At 74.6% G+C, this 15,498-nt stretch carries 14 protein-coding genes; 8 read left to right on the top strand and 6 right to left on the bottom strand.

The genetic code is table 11. The features are described from left to right. Nucleotides 1-7 precede the first annotated feature (7 nt). The 4 genes from ACVHNB_RS34565 to ACVHNB_RS34550 all read right to left on the bottom strand — a co-directional run bounded on the left by ACVHNB_RS34565 (nucleotide 8) and on the right by ACVHNB_RS34550 (nucleotide 5,684). On the bottom strand, nucleotides 8-1,360 hold the full coding sequence (locus ACVHNB_RS34565; RefSeq protein WP_456226683.1) for an FtsX-like permease family protein: 1,353 nt from the start codon (nucleotides 1,358-1,360) through the stop codon (nucleotides 8-10). Next, nucleotides 1,357-2,064, bottom strand: a complete 708-nt coding sequence (locus ACVHNB_RS34560) for an ABC transporter ATP-binding protein (RefSeq protein WP_428954650.1) — start codon at nucleotides 2,062-2,064, stop codon at nucleotides 1,357-1,359. The genes ACVHNB_RS34565 and ACVHNB_RS34560 overlap by 4 nt, the downstream gene beginning before the upstream one ends. Next, nucleotides 2,061-2,603: a PadR family transcriptional regulator gene (locus tag ACVHNB_RS34555; RefSeq protein WP_456226682.1), complete on the bottom strand. Its 543-nt coding sequence runs from the start codon at nucleotides 2,601-2,603 to the stop codon at nucleotides 2,061-2,063. Before ACVHNB_RS34555 ends, ACVHNB_RS34560 begins: the two co-directional genes overlap by 4 nt. Before the next feature lie 96 nt (nucleotides 2,604-2,699). Next, entirely contained in the window at nucleotides 2,700-5,684 is a 2,985-nt protein-coding gene (locus ACVHNB_RS34550; RefSeq protein ID WP_456226681.1) for a beta-N-acetylglucosaminidase domain-containing protein, read from the bottom strand. A gap of 292 nt (nucleotides 5,685-5,976) precedes the next feature. Between ACVHNB_RS34550 and ACVHNB_RS34545 the strand changes: the two genes are divergently transcribed. The 3 genes from ACVHNB_RS34545 to ACVHNB_RS34535 are packed head-to-tail and all read left to right on the top strand — an operon-like array spanning nucleotide 5,977 to nucleotide 8,542. After that, complete coding sequence (locus ACVHNB_RS34545) at nucleotides 5,977-6,189, top strand: hypothetical protein (RefSeq protein WP_428954653.1); 213 nt, start codon at nucleotides 5,977-5,979, stop codon at nucleotides 6,187-6,189. Then, the gene (gene malQ / locus ACVHNB_RS34540) at nucleotides 6,186-8,282 is read left to right on the top strand and encodes a 4-alpha-glucanotransferase (RefSeq protein ID WP_456226680.1); all 2,097 of its coding nucleotides are present in this window, start codon (nucleotides 6,186-6,188) and stop codon (nucleotides 8,280-8,282) included. The genes ACVHNB_RS34545 and malQ overlap by 4 nt, the downstream gene beginning before the upstream one ends. 20 nt (nucleotides 8,283-8,302) lie before the next feature. Continuing rightward, nucleotides 8,303-8,542 (top strand): hypothetical protein, encoded by a 240-nt coding sequence (locus ACVHNB_RS34535; RefSeq protein ID WP_428954655.1) that lies wholly within the window; start codon nucleotides 8,303-8,305, stop codon nucleotides 8,540-8,542. Nucleotides 8,543-8,609: 67 nt separating this feature from the next. On the opposite strand, the gene ACVHNB_RS34530 is transcribed toward ACVHNB_RS34535, so the two are convergent. Next, the gene (locus ACVHNB_RS34530) at nucleotides 8,610-9,191 is read right to left on the bottom strand and encodes a TetR/AcrR family transcriptional regulator (protein ID WP_428954656.1); all 582 of its coding nucleotides are present in this window, start codon (nucleotides 9,189-9,191) and stop codon (nucleotides 8,610-8,612) included. Nucleotides 9,192-9,300: 109 nt separating this feature from the next. Between ACVHNB_RS34530 and ACVHNB_RS34525 the strand changes: the two genes are divergently transcribed. From ACVHNB_RS34525 to ACVHNB_RS34515, 3 genes are read left to right on the top strand one after another with little or no spacing between them, the layout of a single operon-like run. Continuing rightward, nucleotides 9,301-10,770, top strand: coding sequence for an FAD-dependent monooxygenase (locus ACVHNB_RS34525; protein WP_456226679.1), 1,470 nt, complete (start codon nucleotides 9,301-9,303; stop codon nucleotides 10,768-10,770). A gap of 39 nt (nucleotides 10,771-10,809) precedes the next feature. Then, nucleotides 10,810-12,063 carry a sensor histidine kinase gene (locus ACVHNB_RS34520; RefSeq protein ID WP_428954658.1) on the top strand — a complete coding sequence of 418 codons (1,254 nt, stop codon included), beginning with the start codon at nucleotides 10,810-10,812 and terminating at the stop codon, nucleotides 12,061-12,063. After that, entirely contained in the window at nucleotides 12,027-12,671 is a 645-nt protein-coding gene (locus tag ACVHNB_RS34515; RefSeq protein WP_428954659.1) for a LuxR C-terminal-related transcriptional regulator, read from the top strand. The genes ACVHNB_RS34520 and ACVHNB_RS34515 overlap by 37 nt, the downstream gene beginning before the upstream one ends. 6 nt (nucleotides 12,672-12,677) lie before the next feature. On the opposite strand, the gene ACVHNB_RS34510 is transcribed toward ACVHNB_RS34515, so the two are convergent. Further along, nucleotides 12,678-13,181: a MarR family winged helix-turn-helix transcriptional regulator gene (locus tag ACVHNB_RS34510; RefSeq protein WP_428954660.1), complete on the bottom strand. Its 504-nt coding sequence runs from the start codon at nucleotides 13,179-13,181 to the stop codon at nucleotides 12,678-12,680. A 104-nt stretch (nucleotides 13,182-13,285) separates the two neighbouring features. Here ACVHNB_RS34510 and ACVHNB_RS34505 point away from each other — a divergent pair, with 104 nt between their 5' ends. After that, on the top strand, nucleotides 13,286-14,554 hold the full coding sequence (locus ACVHNB_RS34505) for an MFS transporter (protein WP_456226678.1): 1,269 nt from the start codon (nucleotides 13,286-13,288) through the stop codon (nucleotides 14,552-14,554). Further along, nucleotides 14,551-15,471 carry an EamA family transporter gene (locus ACVHNB_RS34500; protein ID WP_428954662.1) on the top strand — a complete coding sequence of 307 codons (921 nt, stop codon included), beginning with the start codon at nucleotides 14,551-14,553 and terminating at the stop codon, nucleotides 15,469-15,471. The genes ACVHNB_RS34505 and ACVHNB_RS34500 overlap by 4 nt, the downstream gene beginning before the upstream one ends. Nucleotides 15,472-15,498 lie beyond the last annotated feature (27 nt).

Below are 15,498 nucleotides of genomic sequence, written 5' to 3'. Positions count from 1 at the left end.
GTCCGCGTCAGGCGGTCCGCAGCTGAGCCGGCTGCACCGAGCGGCGCAGCAGCGGCAGCGTGGTGGCCGCCGCCAGCAGGCACGCCGCGTAGACGGCGAAGGGCACCAGGAGCGGTGTCACGAGCGTCACGGACCGGTCCGTGACGAACGCGTACGCCGTGTGGATCGCCGTGCCGCCGGCCGTAGCGAGGAGCAGCGCGGGCAGCAGCGGCAGCCCCGTCTCCAGGAGCAGGGCCCGCGTCAGGACCCGGCGCGGCACTCCGGCGGCGGCCTGCGCGGCGAGCGCCCGGCGCCGCGAGGACAGCGACTCGGCCGTGCCCACCGCGAGCCCGGCCAGGCTGATCAGCAGGGCGATCAGGACAGCGGCGGCGGTGAGGTTCAGGCCGAAGGCGTAGTAGCCGACGTCCTGGGCCACGCCGGTCTCGGCCGCGTTCACGGACAGTTGCTCGAGCAGCACTTCCCGGATGCCGGCCAGGCCGACACCGACGACGGTGACCAGGACGATCGCCGCGTGACTGCGCGCCGCCGACCAGGGGTCCTCCTGGAGCCGGTGCGCGGCGAGCAGCACGGCGGGCCGCTCGGTGCGCGGTGCGAGCCGCCGCCCCAGGATCGCGGCGGCCGCGCCCGCGACCCGGATGGCGCCCGCGCCGGTCAGCACGACGGCGCCGACCACGAACAGCGGCAGGGACGCGGTCCGGCCCGTCCGGCCCTGGTTCAGGACCAGGACCGCACCGAGCACGACCACGAGAGCGGGCAGCAGCAGACCGGTCACGAGGCCGGGACCGCGCCCCGGCCTCTCCCGGCGGACGTGCCCGAGCGGGGACGCCACGACCCGGCGCAGCGCGAAGGCACCGACCAGCGCGGCCAGCGCCGGGACCACCAGGACGACGAGGGCGGACCCGGCCCAGGCGAGCGGATCGGGCAGCCGGCCCGCCGCCACCACGCACACCGTGCTCACCACGAAGGCGGCCACCGCACCCAGCAGGCACGTGAGCCCCGCCTCCAGGGCCGCGATCCGCCGCACCTGCCGGGGGCCCGCCCCCGAGAGCCGCAGCGCGGCCAGGCGCCGCTCGCGGTGGACCGCGCCGATCCGGGCGCACTGCCCGAGGAAGCCGAGGACGGGGACGAGGAGGAGCAGCAGCGCGGCGACGACGCCGTGCCGTGTGCCGGGCTGGTCCAGCAGACCGTGGCCGAACGGGAAATGGACCTGGCCCCGCAGGCTCCCGAAGGCGACCGCCGCGAGCGCGAACCCGGTCGCCACCGCCGCGCCGAGCGCCGTGAGCACGGCCCGGCGCCGCTCCAGCCGGTCCGCCCCGCGGGTCAGCAGCCACGCGAGGCGCAGGTCGGAGGTGACACTCATCGGGCCACCTCCGCCGACAGCACGGCGTGCGGCGAGGTCTCCTGCACCACCCCGTCGCGCAGGCTCACCTCCCGGTCCGCGTACGCCGCCACCTGCGCCTCGTGCGTCACCAGGACCACCGCCGTGTGCGTCTCGCGCGCGGTGTGGACCAGGGACGTCATGACCTGCTCGGTCGCCAGGGAGTCCAGTGCGCCGGTCGGCTCGTCGGCGAAGACGACCTTCGGCTCCGTGACCAGGGCCCGGGCCAGCGCGACCCGCTGGGCCTGGCCGCCGCTCAGCTCGCCGGGCCGCAGCTCGCGCCGGCCGCGCACCCCGAACCGCTCCAGCCACGCGTCGGCCTCCGCCTGCGCGGCGGCGCGCGGGCGGCCGGCCAGCAGCAGCGGCAGGGCGACGTTGTCCAGGGCCGTCAGCTCCGGGATGAGCTGGCCGAACTGGAAGACGACGCCGAAGTCGGTGCGGCGCAGCTCGCTCAGCCGCTCCTCGCCGAGGCCGTCGAGCCGGGTGTCCGCGTACGTCACCGTGCCCTCGTCGGGGCGGACGATGCCGGCCAGGCAGTGCAGCAGCGTCGACTTGCCGCTGCCGCTGGCGCCCGTGACGGCGAGGATCTCGCCCGGGCGCACGCCGACGGAGGCGCCGCTCAGCGCCGGCGTCTTCCCGTACGCCTTGGTCAGGCCGTGCGCCGACAGGAGGAAGGAGTTGCTCATGCTGCGGTGACCTCCGCGGTCAGAGTGGCGAGCCGGGCCGCGGTGGTGGTCATCCAGCGCAGGTCGGCGTCGAGGTGGGCCAGGGCGTAGTCGGCGGACAGGACGGTCGTCAGATCGGCCCCCGGGTCGCTCTTCAGCACGGTCAGTTCGCGCATCCGGGCCATGTGCGCGGCACGCTGGGCGAGCAGGTGCGCGGCGGGGTCGGCGCCGTGGTCGGCGACCAGGATCGAGACGACGACCTTGGCGAAGATCTCGTTGGCCACGTGCGGCGCGGGCGGCGTGATCTCCCCGGCCCAGCCGAGGAGTTCACCCCTGCCCCGGGCGGTCGACCGGTACAGGGTGCGCTCCGGGCCGCCGTCGGAATCCGTGCCGTCGACCTCCACGAGTCCGTCGCGGACCAGGCGCTGCAAGGTCGTGTAGACCTGCGCGTAGGCGAGGGGGCGGGCCTGCGGGAACCGCTCGTCGTGGCGTCGCTTCAGGTCGTAGCCGTGCCGGGGACCGGAAGCGAGCAGCCCCAGCAGGACATGGCGGGTGCTCATGGCGATCATTATGTACCGCGTATATGTACTGAGTACATAGTGATCCGCGAGGCGGCAACAAGTGGGAACCGGGGTTCCGTTCAGGTGCCGTGCGGCTCAGTCGCCCGGGGCCTCCGCCACGGCGTACGCCTCCACCGACCACAGCGAGATGCCGAACCGCGTCGCCCTCTTGTCACCGACGACCCGCACGAACCGCACGTCCTTCGCGTCCATCCGCACCGACTCGCGTCCGCCCTGCCCGTCCCGCACGGTCGCCGCCGTGCGCCAGGCGCGGCCGTCGGCGGAGGTCTGCACGCGGTAGCCGGACGCGTACGCGTCCTGCCAGCGCAGCACCACCTGGCCGAGCCGGACCGGCTTCGCGAGCTCCACCTGCCACCACTCGCCGTCCTTCGCCGGGGACGACCAACGGGTCCCCACGTCCCCGTCGTTGGCGCCGTCGGCCGGGAAGTCCGGCGTCTCGTCCGCCGAGGACGACGGGGTGCCCGAGCGGGCGAGATCGGGGCCCGCGGTGCGCGGGTAGGCGCGCACGGTCAGCGTCCGGGTCTCGTCGCCGAACGCCACCGGCACGTCGTAGGTGCCCGCCGGGGTGCCCTCGGGGACCGTGACCTCGACCGGCACGTCCACCGTGGTGCCGCGCGGCAGCGCCGACCTCTTCGGCACCTCGACGCGGATGCCGTGCGGTGCCTTCGCCGTCAGCCTGCCGTGGACGTCCGCGGGGCGGCGCGAGGTCAGCCGGGCGGTCACCCGCTGCGCGCCGCCGCCGATCTCCGCGTCGGCCTCGGTGCGGGCCAGCGTGACGGAGACGGCGGGGGAGTCCGTGTACCAGGGGACGACGTGACGGACCGCGCCGCCGGACGCGCCCGTGACCCGTACCGCGTCCGCCCGGACGTTCTTCGCGGCCAGCTCCGTGAAACCGCCGTCCGCGAGCGCGCCGAGCCGCTGCCAGCCCTCGCCGGCCACATGGGCCTCGACCGAGCCCGTCGTACCCCGATCGGCCAGCACGGTGACCGTCGACAGGGCGCGCACCCGCGGGAGTTCGGCCCGCTCACCGCTCGCCGCGTCGGGCCCCGAGACCCCCGACCACGCCGCGAACGTCCTCGCGGCCCTGGCCAGGAACGGGTCCAGCACGCCCTTGCCGACGGTGACCTGGCTCTTCTTCAGCTCCGTACGCAGCGTCGCGAGCCGGCGCGACGCCGTCCACGCCGCCGTGCTGTCGCCGCGCGCCGCCGCGTCCAGCATGTCGACGGCCGTCTCGCCCGCCGCGCCGTAGAGCCCCAACTTCTCGCTCCAGGGACGCACTTCGTCCTCCAGGGCCGTGTCGTCGAGCCCGTCGGGCGTGCGCCGCATCACCGTGAACGCGGCCCGCAGCTCCGTTGCCGCCGCCTTGTTCCGTGCCGCGTCCGTCGTCGTACGCGCCTGCCAGAACGCGGAGAGCAGCGGCCTGAGGTACGCCGACTCGTCCGCGCCGAGGACCGACGAGGCGTCGTTGCCCGCCAGGGCGCCCAGCGCCGCGCCCGTGTCCGCGTCGCCGCCCGCCAGGTCCTCGATCGCCGCCTTCCAGGACTCCTGGGGGCGGTAGTCGCGCGGGTTCCACGCGTAGTCCGCGGCGGTGAACAAAGGGATGCGGGACGCCGCGGGTTGCTCCATCGCGGTGGCGAGCACCGCCGCCGAACCGGACGCCACCGCCGGCTCCCGGCCGGTGTACGGGCCGAGGAAGATACGGTCCTGCGCGTAGTCGTTCACCGGGTAGTTGTCCATCGTGAGCAGCTTGTGCGTGCCGCCCGACGAGCCGAACGCCGCCCGGGCGCCCGCCAGTTCGCCCCCGGTGATGGTGCGCGGCACCACGCCGACGCCGGTCCACGCGACCTGCACCGCGTCGTCCAGGCCGCGGGCCAGCGCCGTGCGGTACGCGGTCCGCCCGTCCTGGTAGTACTCGGTCGGCATCAGCGACAGCGGCTCGGCGTCCGGGTGCCGCGCGGCGAGGTGCCGGGCCACCGCGTTCGCGACCTTCGCCTGCGCCTTCGCCGCGGCCTTCGGCCCGGACCCGAACTCCCGCGCGTCGGACGCGCAGTGCCACTCGCTGTACGACACGTCCTGGAACTGGAGCTGGAAGGCCCGCACCCCGAGCGCCCACATGGCGTCCAGCTTGCGGTTGAGCGCCTTGACGTCGTCGGGGGACGACATGCACATCGCCTGTCCGGGTGCGACGGCCCAGGCGAGCGTGACGTGGTTGGCGCGGGCCCGCTCGGCGAGCCGGCGGAAGTCCGCCCGCCGCTCCGCCGGGTACGGCTCGCGCCAGCGGGCCTGCCGGAACAGGTCGTCGCCGGGGGCGTAGAGGTAGCGGTTCTGCTTGGTGCGGCCCATGAAGTCGAGCTGCGCGAGCCGCTGTCCGGTGGTCCAGGGCGTCCCGTAGAAGCCCTCGGTGAGGCCGCGCACGGCGGTGCCCGGCCAGTCCCGGACGACGGCCCCGGCGACGGTCCGCCCCTGGACCAGCTGCCGGAACGTCTGCGCGGCGTGGAACAGGCCGTCGTCCCCGATGCCCTCCATGGCGACGGTCGGACGCCCCGACACGTGTCCCACGGCGAGGCGGTAGCCGCCGGCGGGCAGATCGCGGCGGGCGGCGGCGCCGAGCCCGCGCAGCGTCGCGTCGAGCGAACCGGTGCCGCTGTCCCAAGAGCCCGTCCGGTAGTCGGCCGCCCCGGAGGAGGTCTCGGGCGTGGTCGAGCCCGTGCGCACCACGAGCCCGGAGCCGGCCGGCACCGCCGTCTCGGCGTCCACCTGCCGGATCTCCCGCGCGCCCGCGCCGCGCAGCACCGTGCGCAGCGCCTCCACCGCGTACGGGTCGGTGCCCGGCGGCGTCACGAGCACCACGTCGTCCGGGACCGACACCCCGTTCGCCGCCGCCTTCAGCGACTGCGGGCGCGGCCAGACCGACGGCAGCCCCGACTCCGACTCCAGGTCACCCGCGAAGGGGCCGCCGGGGGCGGGCGGCGCCGCCAGCGCTCCCGTGGCCCCGCCCAGCGTCCCCGCGATGACGGCGACCGCGAGGGCGGCCGCCCGCTTCCTGCGCCGGAGCTGCACCGCGTACTCCTCGAATGGTCAAGGGGACAGACCTGTCCCAGCATGGCTGACGAGCCCACCACTGTCCGGGGCAGGGTGTCAACGCCCGTGGCCGATGTGCCGCAATTGCCCGGTCGGGCGTGGTGGGGCGGCCGCAGGACTTCCGGTTTTCACCGCCCTATGGTCAAGTTCCTTTCGCCGTCCACAATGTGACCAGCAACACGTTCTCCACCCGTAAAGGTCTGCGTGCGTGTCCACTGGGTAGGGCATCCGACTCCAGACACGTACGCGACCTCTGACGAAGGAGGCCCTCGTGGCCGCATCAGCACACCTCCTGCTCTCTGCCCTCTCCAAACAGGCGGACACCACGCTGACCGGCGCCGACACCACGACGTCCTCGACCGAACCGCCGCTCACCAGCGAGCCGCCCTTCGCGGACTACGCCCCGCTGACCTCCGAGCCGCCCCTCACCGACGCGGCCCCGCTGACGTCCGAGCCCACCGCGAGCGGCCTGGCCGCGGGGTGAGCCTTTCCCGGCTCGCCGCACTGCACGGCGTGGCCACGTCCTACTCCCCGGCACCGGGCCGCACGGTCCGCGCCTCCGACACGGCCGTCACAGCGGCGCTCGCCGCGCTCGGCGTCGACGCGGGCACCCCGGAGGCGATCCGCGACGCGCTGGCCGCACGGGAGGCCGAACAGGCGGGCCGGCTGCTGCCGCCGACGGTGGTGTGGTGGCTCGACGACCCGCGCCCGGCGTGGCTGACCGAACTCCCCGAGGGCACACGCCTGTCCCTGACGCCCGAGCCGCCGGGTGAACGGGCGGGCAGGTGGACGTATCCGCCGCGAAGCGGCGAACAGGAAGTCCCCCCACCGGGCGTGCACACACTCACGGCGGAAACCACGGACGGCACGACGGCGACCGCCCACCTCATCGCCGCACCGCCCACCGCCCCGCTCCCGCCACCCCGCACGCACGGCCTCCTGGTCCAGCTCTACTCCCTGCTCTCCGCCCGTTCCTGGGGCATGGGCGACCTCGGCGACCTGGCCGACCTGGCATCCTGGTCGGCCCGCACCCACGGCACCGGATTCCTCCAGGTCAACCCGTTGCACGCGGCGGTCCCCGCGGGCCCCGACGGCGGCACCGACCCGTCCCCGTACCGCCCCTCGTCCCGCCGCTTCCCCGACCCGGTGCACCTGCGGATCGAGGACGTACCCGAGTACGCGTACGTCCCCTCACGCGCGCGGGAGGCCGCCCGGCTGCGCGAAGCGGTGCTGAGCGGCGGGGAGTTGATCGACCGGGACGCGGTCTGGGCGCTGAAGCGGGAGACCCTCGAAGCGGTCCACGCCGTCCCGCTGACCCCCGGCCGCCGCGCCGCCTACTGGGACTTCCTCGCCGAGCAGGGCACCGCCCTGGAGGACCACGCCACGTACAGCGCGCTCGCCGAGCGCCACGGCCCCGACCGGCACACCTGGCCGGCCGCGCTCCAGGACCCGCGCTCGCCGGAGACCGCCCGCGCCCGCCGCGAACTGATGGACCGCGTCGACTTCCACGGCCGGCTCGCCTGGCTCACCGACACCCAGCTTGCCGCCGCCCAGCGGGCCGCGCGCGACGCGGGCATGCCGATCGGGCTCGTGCACGACCTCGCGGTCGGCGTGCACCCGGGCGGCGCCGACGCGTGGGCGCAGCGCGACGTCTTCGCGCAGGGCATGAGCGTGGGCGCGCCCCCGGACGCCTTCAACGCGCGCGGCCAGGACTGGGGCCTGCCCCCGTGGCGCCCCGACCGCCTCGCGGCGACCGGCTACGCGCCCTTCCGCGACCTGCTGCGCCATCTGATGCGGCACGCGGGCGCCGTCCGCATCGACCATGTGATGGGCCTGTTCCGGCTCTGGTGGATCCCGGACGGCGAGGCCCCGACCGAGGGCACGTACGTCCACTACGACGCCGAGGCGATGCTGGCCGTCCTCGTCCTGGAGGCGGCGCGCTCGGGGACGTACGTCATCGGGGAGGACCTGGGCACGGTCGAGCCGGGCGTGCGCGAGCGGCTGCGCGAGCGCGGCGTCCTCGGCACGTCGGTGCTGTGGTTCGAGCGGGACTGGGAGGGCGACGGACGTCCGGTGCCGGCCGAGGAGTGGCGCACGGACTGTGTCGCCACGGCCACCACGCACGACCTGCCGTCCACCGCGGCCCGGCTGTCCGGCGACGACGTGCGGCTGCGCGAGCGGCTCGGACTGTCCACGGCGACACCGGCCGAGGCGGCGGCGGAGGTGGCGGACTGGCTCGCCCTGTTCGCCCGGCTCGGCCTGCTGCCGCGCGGCGGCCACGACGACGAGGAGGAGGCCGTCCGGGCCGTGCACCGCTTCCTGCTGCGCACCCCGGCCCGGCTGGTCGGCCTCTGGCTGCCCGATCTGGTGGGCGACCGGCGCCCGCAGAACCTGCCCGGCACCTGGGACGAGTACCCGAACTGGCGGCTGCCCGTCGCGGACGCCGCCGGCCGCCCCGTCACCCTGGAGGAACTGGCCGCATCGGCCCGCGCGCACGCCCTGCTGGCGGTGTTCGGGGACCGGCACGCGCAGACGGCCGTGCCCCTTACAGGCCCCCCGGACGCGCGGCGCGTTTAGGGGTTCGCTACGTTGGCACCGTGGACAAGAAGAACGCCCTGCGCGCCGGCGCCCTGGCCTCCGGTACGACGCTGATGATGCTGCTCATGTCGTCCCCCGCGCTCGCGCTCACGCGCGACGACGGCGACGACCCGGGTAAGGGCCTGAGCGTGATCGAGACGCTCGGCCTCTACGTCGCCGCCCCGATCGTCATCTTCCTGGTGATCGCCGGCCTCGTGATCCTGGGCGACAAGTCCCGCAAGCAGCCCAAGCAGGGCTGACCCGCAGAGTTTCCCCGTCGAGGGCACCCGCCGCGCATCCGTCGCGGCGGGTGCCCTCGACGCGTTCTCACGGGGTGTGCGGCCGCTTCGCCGTGAGATAGCGCTGCACCGTGGGGGCGAGCCAGTCCACGATCTCCGCCCGGTCCAGCGCCACGCTCGCCGGGAACCGCAGCACGTACCGCGTCAGCGCGAGCCCGAGCACCTGGGACGCGCACAGGGCCGCCCGGGCCGGCGCCTGCTCCGGGACGGGGCAGACCTGCCGGGCCACCGGGATCAGCTGGTCGCGCAGCACGCCCTGGATCCGCTCGGCGGCGGCCGGATTGGTGACGCCGACCCGCAGCAGCGCCGTGAGCACCTCGTTCTCCTCCCACAGGTCCAGGAAGCGGGTCACCAGGGCGCGGCCCAGCTCGTCGCGCGGGACGCCGGCCGGGTCCGGCAGCTCCAGGTCCACGGCGACGGCCGCCGCGAAGAGACCTTCCTTGTTCGTGAAGTACCGCATCACCATGGACGGGTCGATCCGCGCGTCGCCCGCGATGGCCCGGATCGTGGCCCGCTCGTACCCGTCCGCCGCGAACCGCTCCCGGGCCGCCGCGAGGATCGTGGCCCTGGTGGCGTCGGAACGGCGTCCGGCCTGCTGCTTCTCGCTCATGCCAACAAACGTAGGCCAACGCCTGTTGACAGTCCATAGCCGCGGCTCTACGTTTGCCAACAAGCGTTGACCAGAAGGCGTCGGCGCGGCCCGGTCGTAGGAGGCCCTCATGAACGGCACCGCGCACCACGGCACCCCGCACGACCGCTCCGTCATCGTCGTCGGCTCCGGCCCCACCGGCCTGCTGCTCGCCGGGGACCTCGCCGCCGCCGGCGTCCCCGTCACCCTCGTCGAGAAGCGTCCCCACAAGATCAGCAACCTCTCCCGCGCCTTCGTCGTGCACGCCCGCACCCTGGAACAGCTCGACGCGCGCGGCCTCTCCGACGAGATCGAGGAGAAGGGCCGGGTGCTCGACCGGCTGCGGCTGTTCGGCAGCCTCACCATCGAGCTGACCGGCCTGCCCACCCGCTTCGACCACCTCCTCGTCGTCCCGCAGTACGAGGTCGAGAAGGTCCTGGAGCGGCGCGCGGCCGAGGCCGGGGTCGTCTTCGCGTACGACACCGAGGTGACCGGCCTGGTCCAGGGCACCGACGGGGTCACCCTCCAGGTCCGGGGCGCGGACGGCGAGCCGGCCGAGCTGAGCGCCGCCTACGTCGTCGGCACCGACGGCATGCGCAGCGCCGTACGGGAGGCCGTGGGCCTGCCCTTCCCGGGAAAGTCGGTCATCCGCTCCGTCGTCCTCGCCGACGTCCGCCTCGCCGAGCAGCCGGACGACCTGCTCACCGTGAACACCGTCGGCGACGCCTTCGCCTTCATCGCCCCCTTCGGCGACGGCTACTACCGCGTCATCGGCTGGAACCGCGCCCGCGACGTGCCCGACAGCGAGCCCCTCGGCCTCGACGAGGTCAAGGAGATCGCCCGGCTCGCCCTCGGCCGCGACTACGGCATGCACGACGCCCGCTGGATGTCCCGCTTCCACAGCGACGAACGCCAGGCGCCGCACTACCGCGTGGGCCGCGTCCTGCTCGCGGGCGACGCCGCGCACGTGCACACCCCGGCGGGCGGCCAGGGCATGAACACCGGTCTCCAGGACGCCGCGAACCTCGGCTGGAAGCTGGCCGCCGTCGTGGGCGGGCGTGCTGCCGACGCCCTGCTGGACACGTACGAGGCCGAGCGGCACCCCGTCGGCAAGGCCGTGCTGCGCAGCAGCGGTGGCCTGGTGCGGATGGCGATGGCCAAGACCCCCTGGATGTTCGCGGCCCGCGGCGCCCTCACCGCCGTGCTCGACCGGATCCGCCCCGCCCGCGAGCGCGCCCTCGGCCAGATCACCGGCATCGGCGTCGCCTACCCGGCGCCGAAGGGTGCCCACCCGCTCGTCGGCAAGCGGGTGCCCGACGTGGCCCTCGCCGGCGGCACCCGGCTCTACGAGGCCTTGCGCGCGGGCGAGTTCGTGCTGATCCTGCCCGAGGGGACCGCGTACAGGAGCGACGGCGTCCGGGTCGCCCACTGGGCGAGCGACCGCCGCACGGCCCTGCTGGTGCGGCCCGACGGGTACGCGGCGTGGGCGTCGACGTCGGCAGAAGGGGGAGTTAAGTCCACCGACTTCCCCCGCGAGTTCGCCACATACTCTTTGCGATAGCTGGAGCGAGCAGGGGAGTTGGGGGACATGGAGCGGGTCGTGGCGCTCAGGAGGTGCTACCGGTTGTGGTGGCTCTCGGTGGCGGCGATGCACTGGTCGGCGATGGTCGGGACGGCGTTGTGGACGCCCGTGCCGGGGTGGCTGCCGCGGGCCGCGGCGGGGATGCGCCGCCTCGTGGACCGGGAGCGGAAGCTGGCCGCCGCCTGGTCGGGGATCACCGTCGAGGCGCCGCCCGCCGCGCGGGACGGGCACGGCACGGAGCGGCGCGGGGTCGTGGCCCGTTACCGGTGGCTCCTGGAGGACCCGCAGCGGCTGCGCGAGTGGCGCTGGATCACGCTGTACTCGTTCGCCGCCGGACTCGTCGCCGGCCTTCCCGTCGGCCTCGTCGGCTACGGACTGTGGGGCGTCTTCCTCGCGTTCTTCGGCCCGTACCTCGCCGACCGGGGCACCGGCTGGGACGGCCTCTGGTACACGATCATCCACGTGACGGACGTCCCCACGGCCCTGATGGCGGGTCTGCTCGGACTCGTCGTCGCCGCGACCGGCCTCGGGATCGCGCCCGCCATGGTCGACCGGCACGCCCGCTTCGTCCGCGCGACCCTCGCCCCCGGCGAGCAGGAGATGATGGCCGCCCGCATCGCCCATCTGTCCGCGACCCGCTCCGACGCCGTCGACACCTCCGCGGCCGAACTGCGCCGCATCGAAAGGGACCTGCACGACGGCGCCCAGGCCCGCCTGGTGGCGATGGGCATGACGCTGGACGCCGCCGAGCACCGGCTGAAGGACGACCCGGAGGCCGTACGGACGCTGCTCGCCGAGGCCCGTGCCTCCTCGTCGGCCGCGTTGAAGGAACTGCGCGACCTGGTCCGCGGCATCCACCCGCCGGTCCTCGCCGACCGCGGACTGGCCGACGCCGTGCGGTCGTTGGCGCTGCTGAGCCCGCTGGACACGGAGGTCACCGTCGACCTGCCGGCCCGCCCCGAGCCGCCCGTCGAGTCGGCCGTGTACTTCGCGGTCGCCGAGGCCGTCACGAACGCGGCCAAGCACGCGGACGCCGAACGGCTGTGGATCGACATCGGCTACGACACCGCGCGCTCGGCCCTGCGCGTCGGCGTCACCGACGACGGGCACGGCGGCGCGCATCCGTCCCGGGGCAGCGGCCTCGCCGGGATCGAGCGCCGCCTGGCCACCTTCGACGGCGTCCTCGCGGTCAACAGCCCGGCCGGCGGTCCGACGCAGATCTCGATGGAGGTGCCGTGCGCGTTGTCGTCGCCGAAGACCACTTCCTGCTGAGGGACGGTCTCGTCCGGCTCCTCGGCGCGTACGGCCACGAGGTCGCCGCCGCCGTCGACAACGGTCCCGAACTGCGCAAGGTCCTCGTCGCGGAGCGGCCCGACGTCGCGATCGTCGACGTCCGGCTGCCCCCGGACTTCAGCGACGAGGGCCTGCGCGCGGCCCTCGCCGCACGCGAACAGGTGCCGGGGCTCCCGGTGCTGCTGCTCTCGCAGTACGTGGAGCCCTTGTACGCCAGGGAGTTGCTGGCGGACGGCGCCGGCGCGGTCGGCTACGTCCTGAAGGACCGGGTGACGAACGGCGCCGAGTTCCTGCGCACCATCGGGCAGGTCGCCGGCGGCGGCACCGTGATGGACCCCGAGGTCGTCTCGAAGCTGCTGGCCCGCAAGGTCCGCGACCGGCGCCTCGGCTCCCTGACCGCCCGGGAGCGCGAGGTGCTCGGCCTGCTCGCGCAGGGGCGGTCCAACGCGGGGGTGGCGGAGGCGCTGTTCGTCACCGAGAAGGCCGTGGCCAAGCACATCGGCAACATCTTCACGAAGCTCGGCCTGCTGCCCGGCGAGAGCGACAACCGCCGGGTGCTGGCCGTACTGGCGTACCTGGAGGGCTGAGGCCCACTACTCGCCGGGAGCGGTGGTCGCCAGCAACTGCCGCAGCAGATCGGACAGTTGCTGGGCCTGAGGACCGTCGAGCGCCGCTTCCAGGGCCTTGCGCTGGACGTCGAGGCCGGCGCCCACGGCCTCGTCCACGATCGCCAGGCCCTCGTCGGTCAGGGTGACGTGCAGTCCGCGCCGGTCGTGCGGGTCGGGGGAGCGGCGCACCAGGTTCCGCCGCTCCAGCTTGTCGAGGCGCCCGGTCATGCCGCCCGTGGTCAGCATCAGCGTGGCCGACAGCTGGCGCGGCGAGAGGGTGTAGGGGGCGTCGGCGCGGCGCAGGGTCGCCAGCACGTCGAACTCGCCGCGGGAGATGCCGAGTCGCGCGTACGTCTTCTCGATCCGGTCGCCCATGCCCCGGGCCAGCCGGTAGACGCGTCCGAAGACCTCCATGGCGGTGGTGTCCAGGTCCGGCCGCACCGTCGCCCACTGGTCGACGATCGCGTCGACGGCGTCCTTGTCAGTCATGACCCCGAGTATCCGAGGCTTCTCGCTCCCGGGCAAGAAAGTTGCTTGACGAAAAGTAGCTTGCGGCTAAGCTACTTTCCATCGAGCTACTTGAGGGGGTCCCGGTGAATCCGGTGAAGAACAAGCGCCGCATACCCGGCGAACGGTCCATGACCTTCGCCGCCGCCGTGAACGGCATCGGCAACGGCATGTACGTCCCGTTCACCCTGGTCTTCTTCCACTACGTCACCGGCCTGTCGTTCCCGGTCGTCGGCACCGTCCTCACCGTGACGGGCCTGGCCGGGATGGGCGCGCTGCCGCTGGCCGGCGCGGCGGTCGACCGGTTCGGGGCGCGTCCCGTCCAGTACGCGCTCTACGCGGTCCGGGCCGCCGGCTTCCTGCTCTATCCGGCGGCCCACTCGCTGCCCGCCTTCGCCGCGGTGGCCTTCATGACGGCGGCCGCCGACCGGGCCTTCCCCGCCGCGCAGTCCGCGCTCATCGGCGAGGTGGCACGCGGCGCCGACCGCGACCGGCTCCAGGCGGCCCTGCGCGCGCTCACCAACGGCGGCAGCGGCGCGGGCGCGCTGCTCGCGACGCTGCTCATCGCGGTCGCGGGCCCCGGCGCGTACACGTACGCGGCCTGGGGCAACGCGCTGACGTTCGCGGCGGCGGCGCTGCTGCTGATCCCGCTGCGACCGGTGCGCACCCAAGCGGGCCCCCGGCGCGCAGCGGGCTACCGGCTGGTCGCGGCCGACCGCCCCTTTCTGGTCCTGACCGGCGCCAACTTCCTCAACGCCCTGTCCTACTCGGCCCTTTCGGTGCTCTTCCCGCTGTTCGTCGTGCAGTGGCTGCACGGCCCGGCGGCGCTCACCGGCACGGCGTTCACGGTCAACACGGTGCTGTGCGCGGTCGCCGGGATGTTCGTCGCGGGCCGGGTGCGCGGCGCCGGAGCACGCCGCACCCGCGCGGCGGCACTCGGCGGGATGCTGTTCGCCGCGTCGTTCGCGGGCCTCGCGGTGCTCGGCACGGCCCGGCCGGACGGTGCCTGGCCCGTCGGTACGGCCCTGGTCGTCCTGGTCGTCGTCTACACGCTCGGCGAGCTGGTGCACAGCCCGGCCGCCGAGGTCCTCGCGGTCTCCGCGGCGCCGGAGCGGGCCCGCGGCCGCTACCTCGCGGCCTACCAGCTGTCCTGGTCCCTGGCCAAGGCGGTCTCGCCCTCGCTCTTCACCGGCCTGCTCGCCCTCGACGGCCGGGTGCCGTGGCTGTTCCTGATCGCCACCTCCGCCGTGGCGGCCGGGCTGCTGATCCGCGTCGAGCGGCGGCTGCCGGTGGAGTCGGTCGTCGTGGCGCGCGCCCCGCGGGCCGTGCGCGAGCCGGTGGCGGTGGCGTCGTGAACCGGGCGACCGTGGTGCTGCTGACCGCGCTCGCCCCCGTCTCCTGGGGCTCCACCTACGCGGTGACGACCGAACTGCTGCCGCCGGACCGCCCGTTGTTCACGGCGGCGGTGCGCGCCCTGCCCGCCGGGCTGCTGCTCCTCGCGCTGGCGCGCCGGCTGCCGACGGGGGAGTGGTGGTGGAAGGCGGCGGTCCTGGGCGCGCTGAACATCGGCGCGTTCTTCCCCCTGCTGTTCCTGTCCGCGTACCGGCTGCCGGGCGGTCTCGCCGCCGTGGTCGGCTCCCTCGGCCCGCTGTTCGTGGCGGGCCTGTCGGCGGGCCTGCTCGGCCGGCGCCCCTCGCGGCGCACGCTGGTGACCGGGGCCGTGGCCGCGCTCGGCGTCAGCCTCGTGGTGCTGCGGGCCGCGGGCGCGCTCGACGCGCTCGGCGTCGCGGCGGCCCTCGCCTCGACGGCGTCGATGTCGACGGGCACGGTCCTGACGAAGAAGTGGGGCCGCCCCGAGGGCGCCGGCCCGCTGGCGCTGACCGGCTGGCAGCTGACGGCGGGCGGACTGCTGATCGCGCCGCTCGCGCTCGCGGTCGAGGGCGCGCCGCCGGCCCTGGACGGCCGGGCCCTGACCGGCTACGCGTACCTCGCGCTGGCCAACACGGCGGTCGCGTACTGGCTCTGGTTCCGCGGCATCGGCCGCCTCACCGCCACCCAGGTCACCTTCCTCGGCCCGCTCTCACCGCTGACGGCGGCGGTGATCGGCTGGGTGGCACTGGGACAGAGCCTGACGGCGGTCCAACTGGCCGGTATGGCGCTGGCGTTCGGGGCGACCGTGACCGGCCAGCTCCCCGCTCGAATGTTCAGATCTGCTGAACGTAATCAGCGAAAACATTCGATGGACGTGATGGGTGACGTGCTGCGACGGTAGCTCCGTACCCGCAGACACCCCGCACGA

Source organism: Streptomyces sp. YJ-C3 (assembly GCF_053891275.1).
The sequence above is the reverse complement of the archived record's forward strand: the minus strand, read 5'-3'. Positions and strand labels throughout refer to the sequence as shown.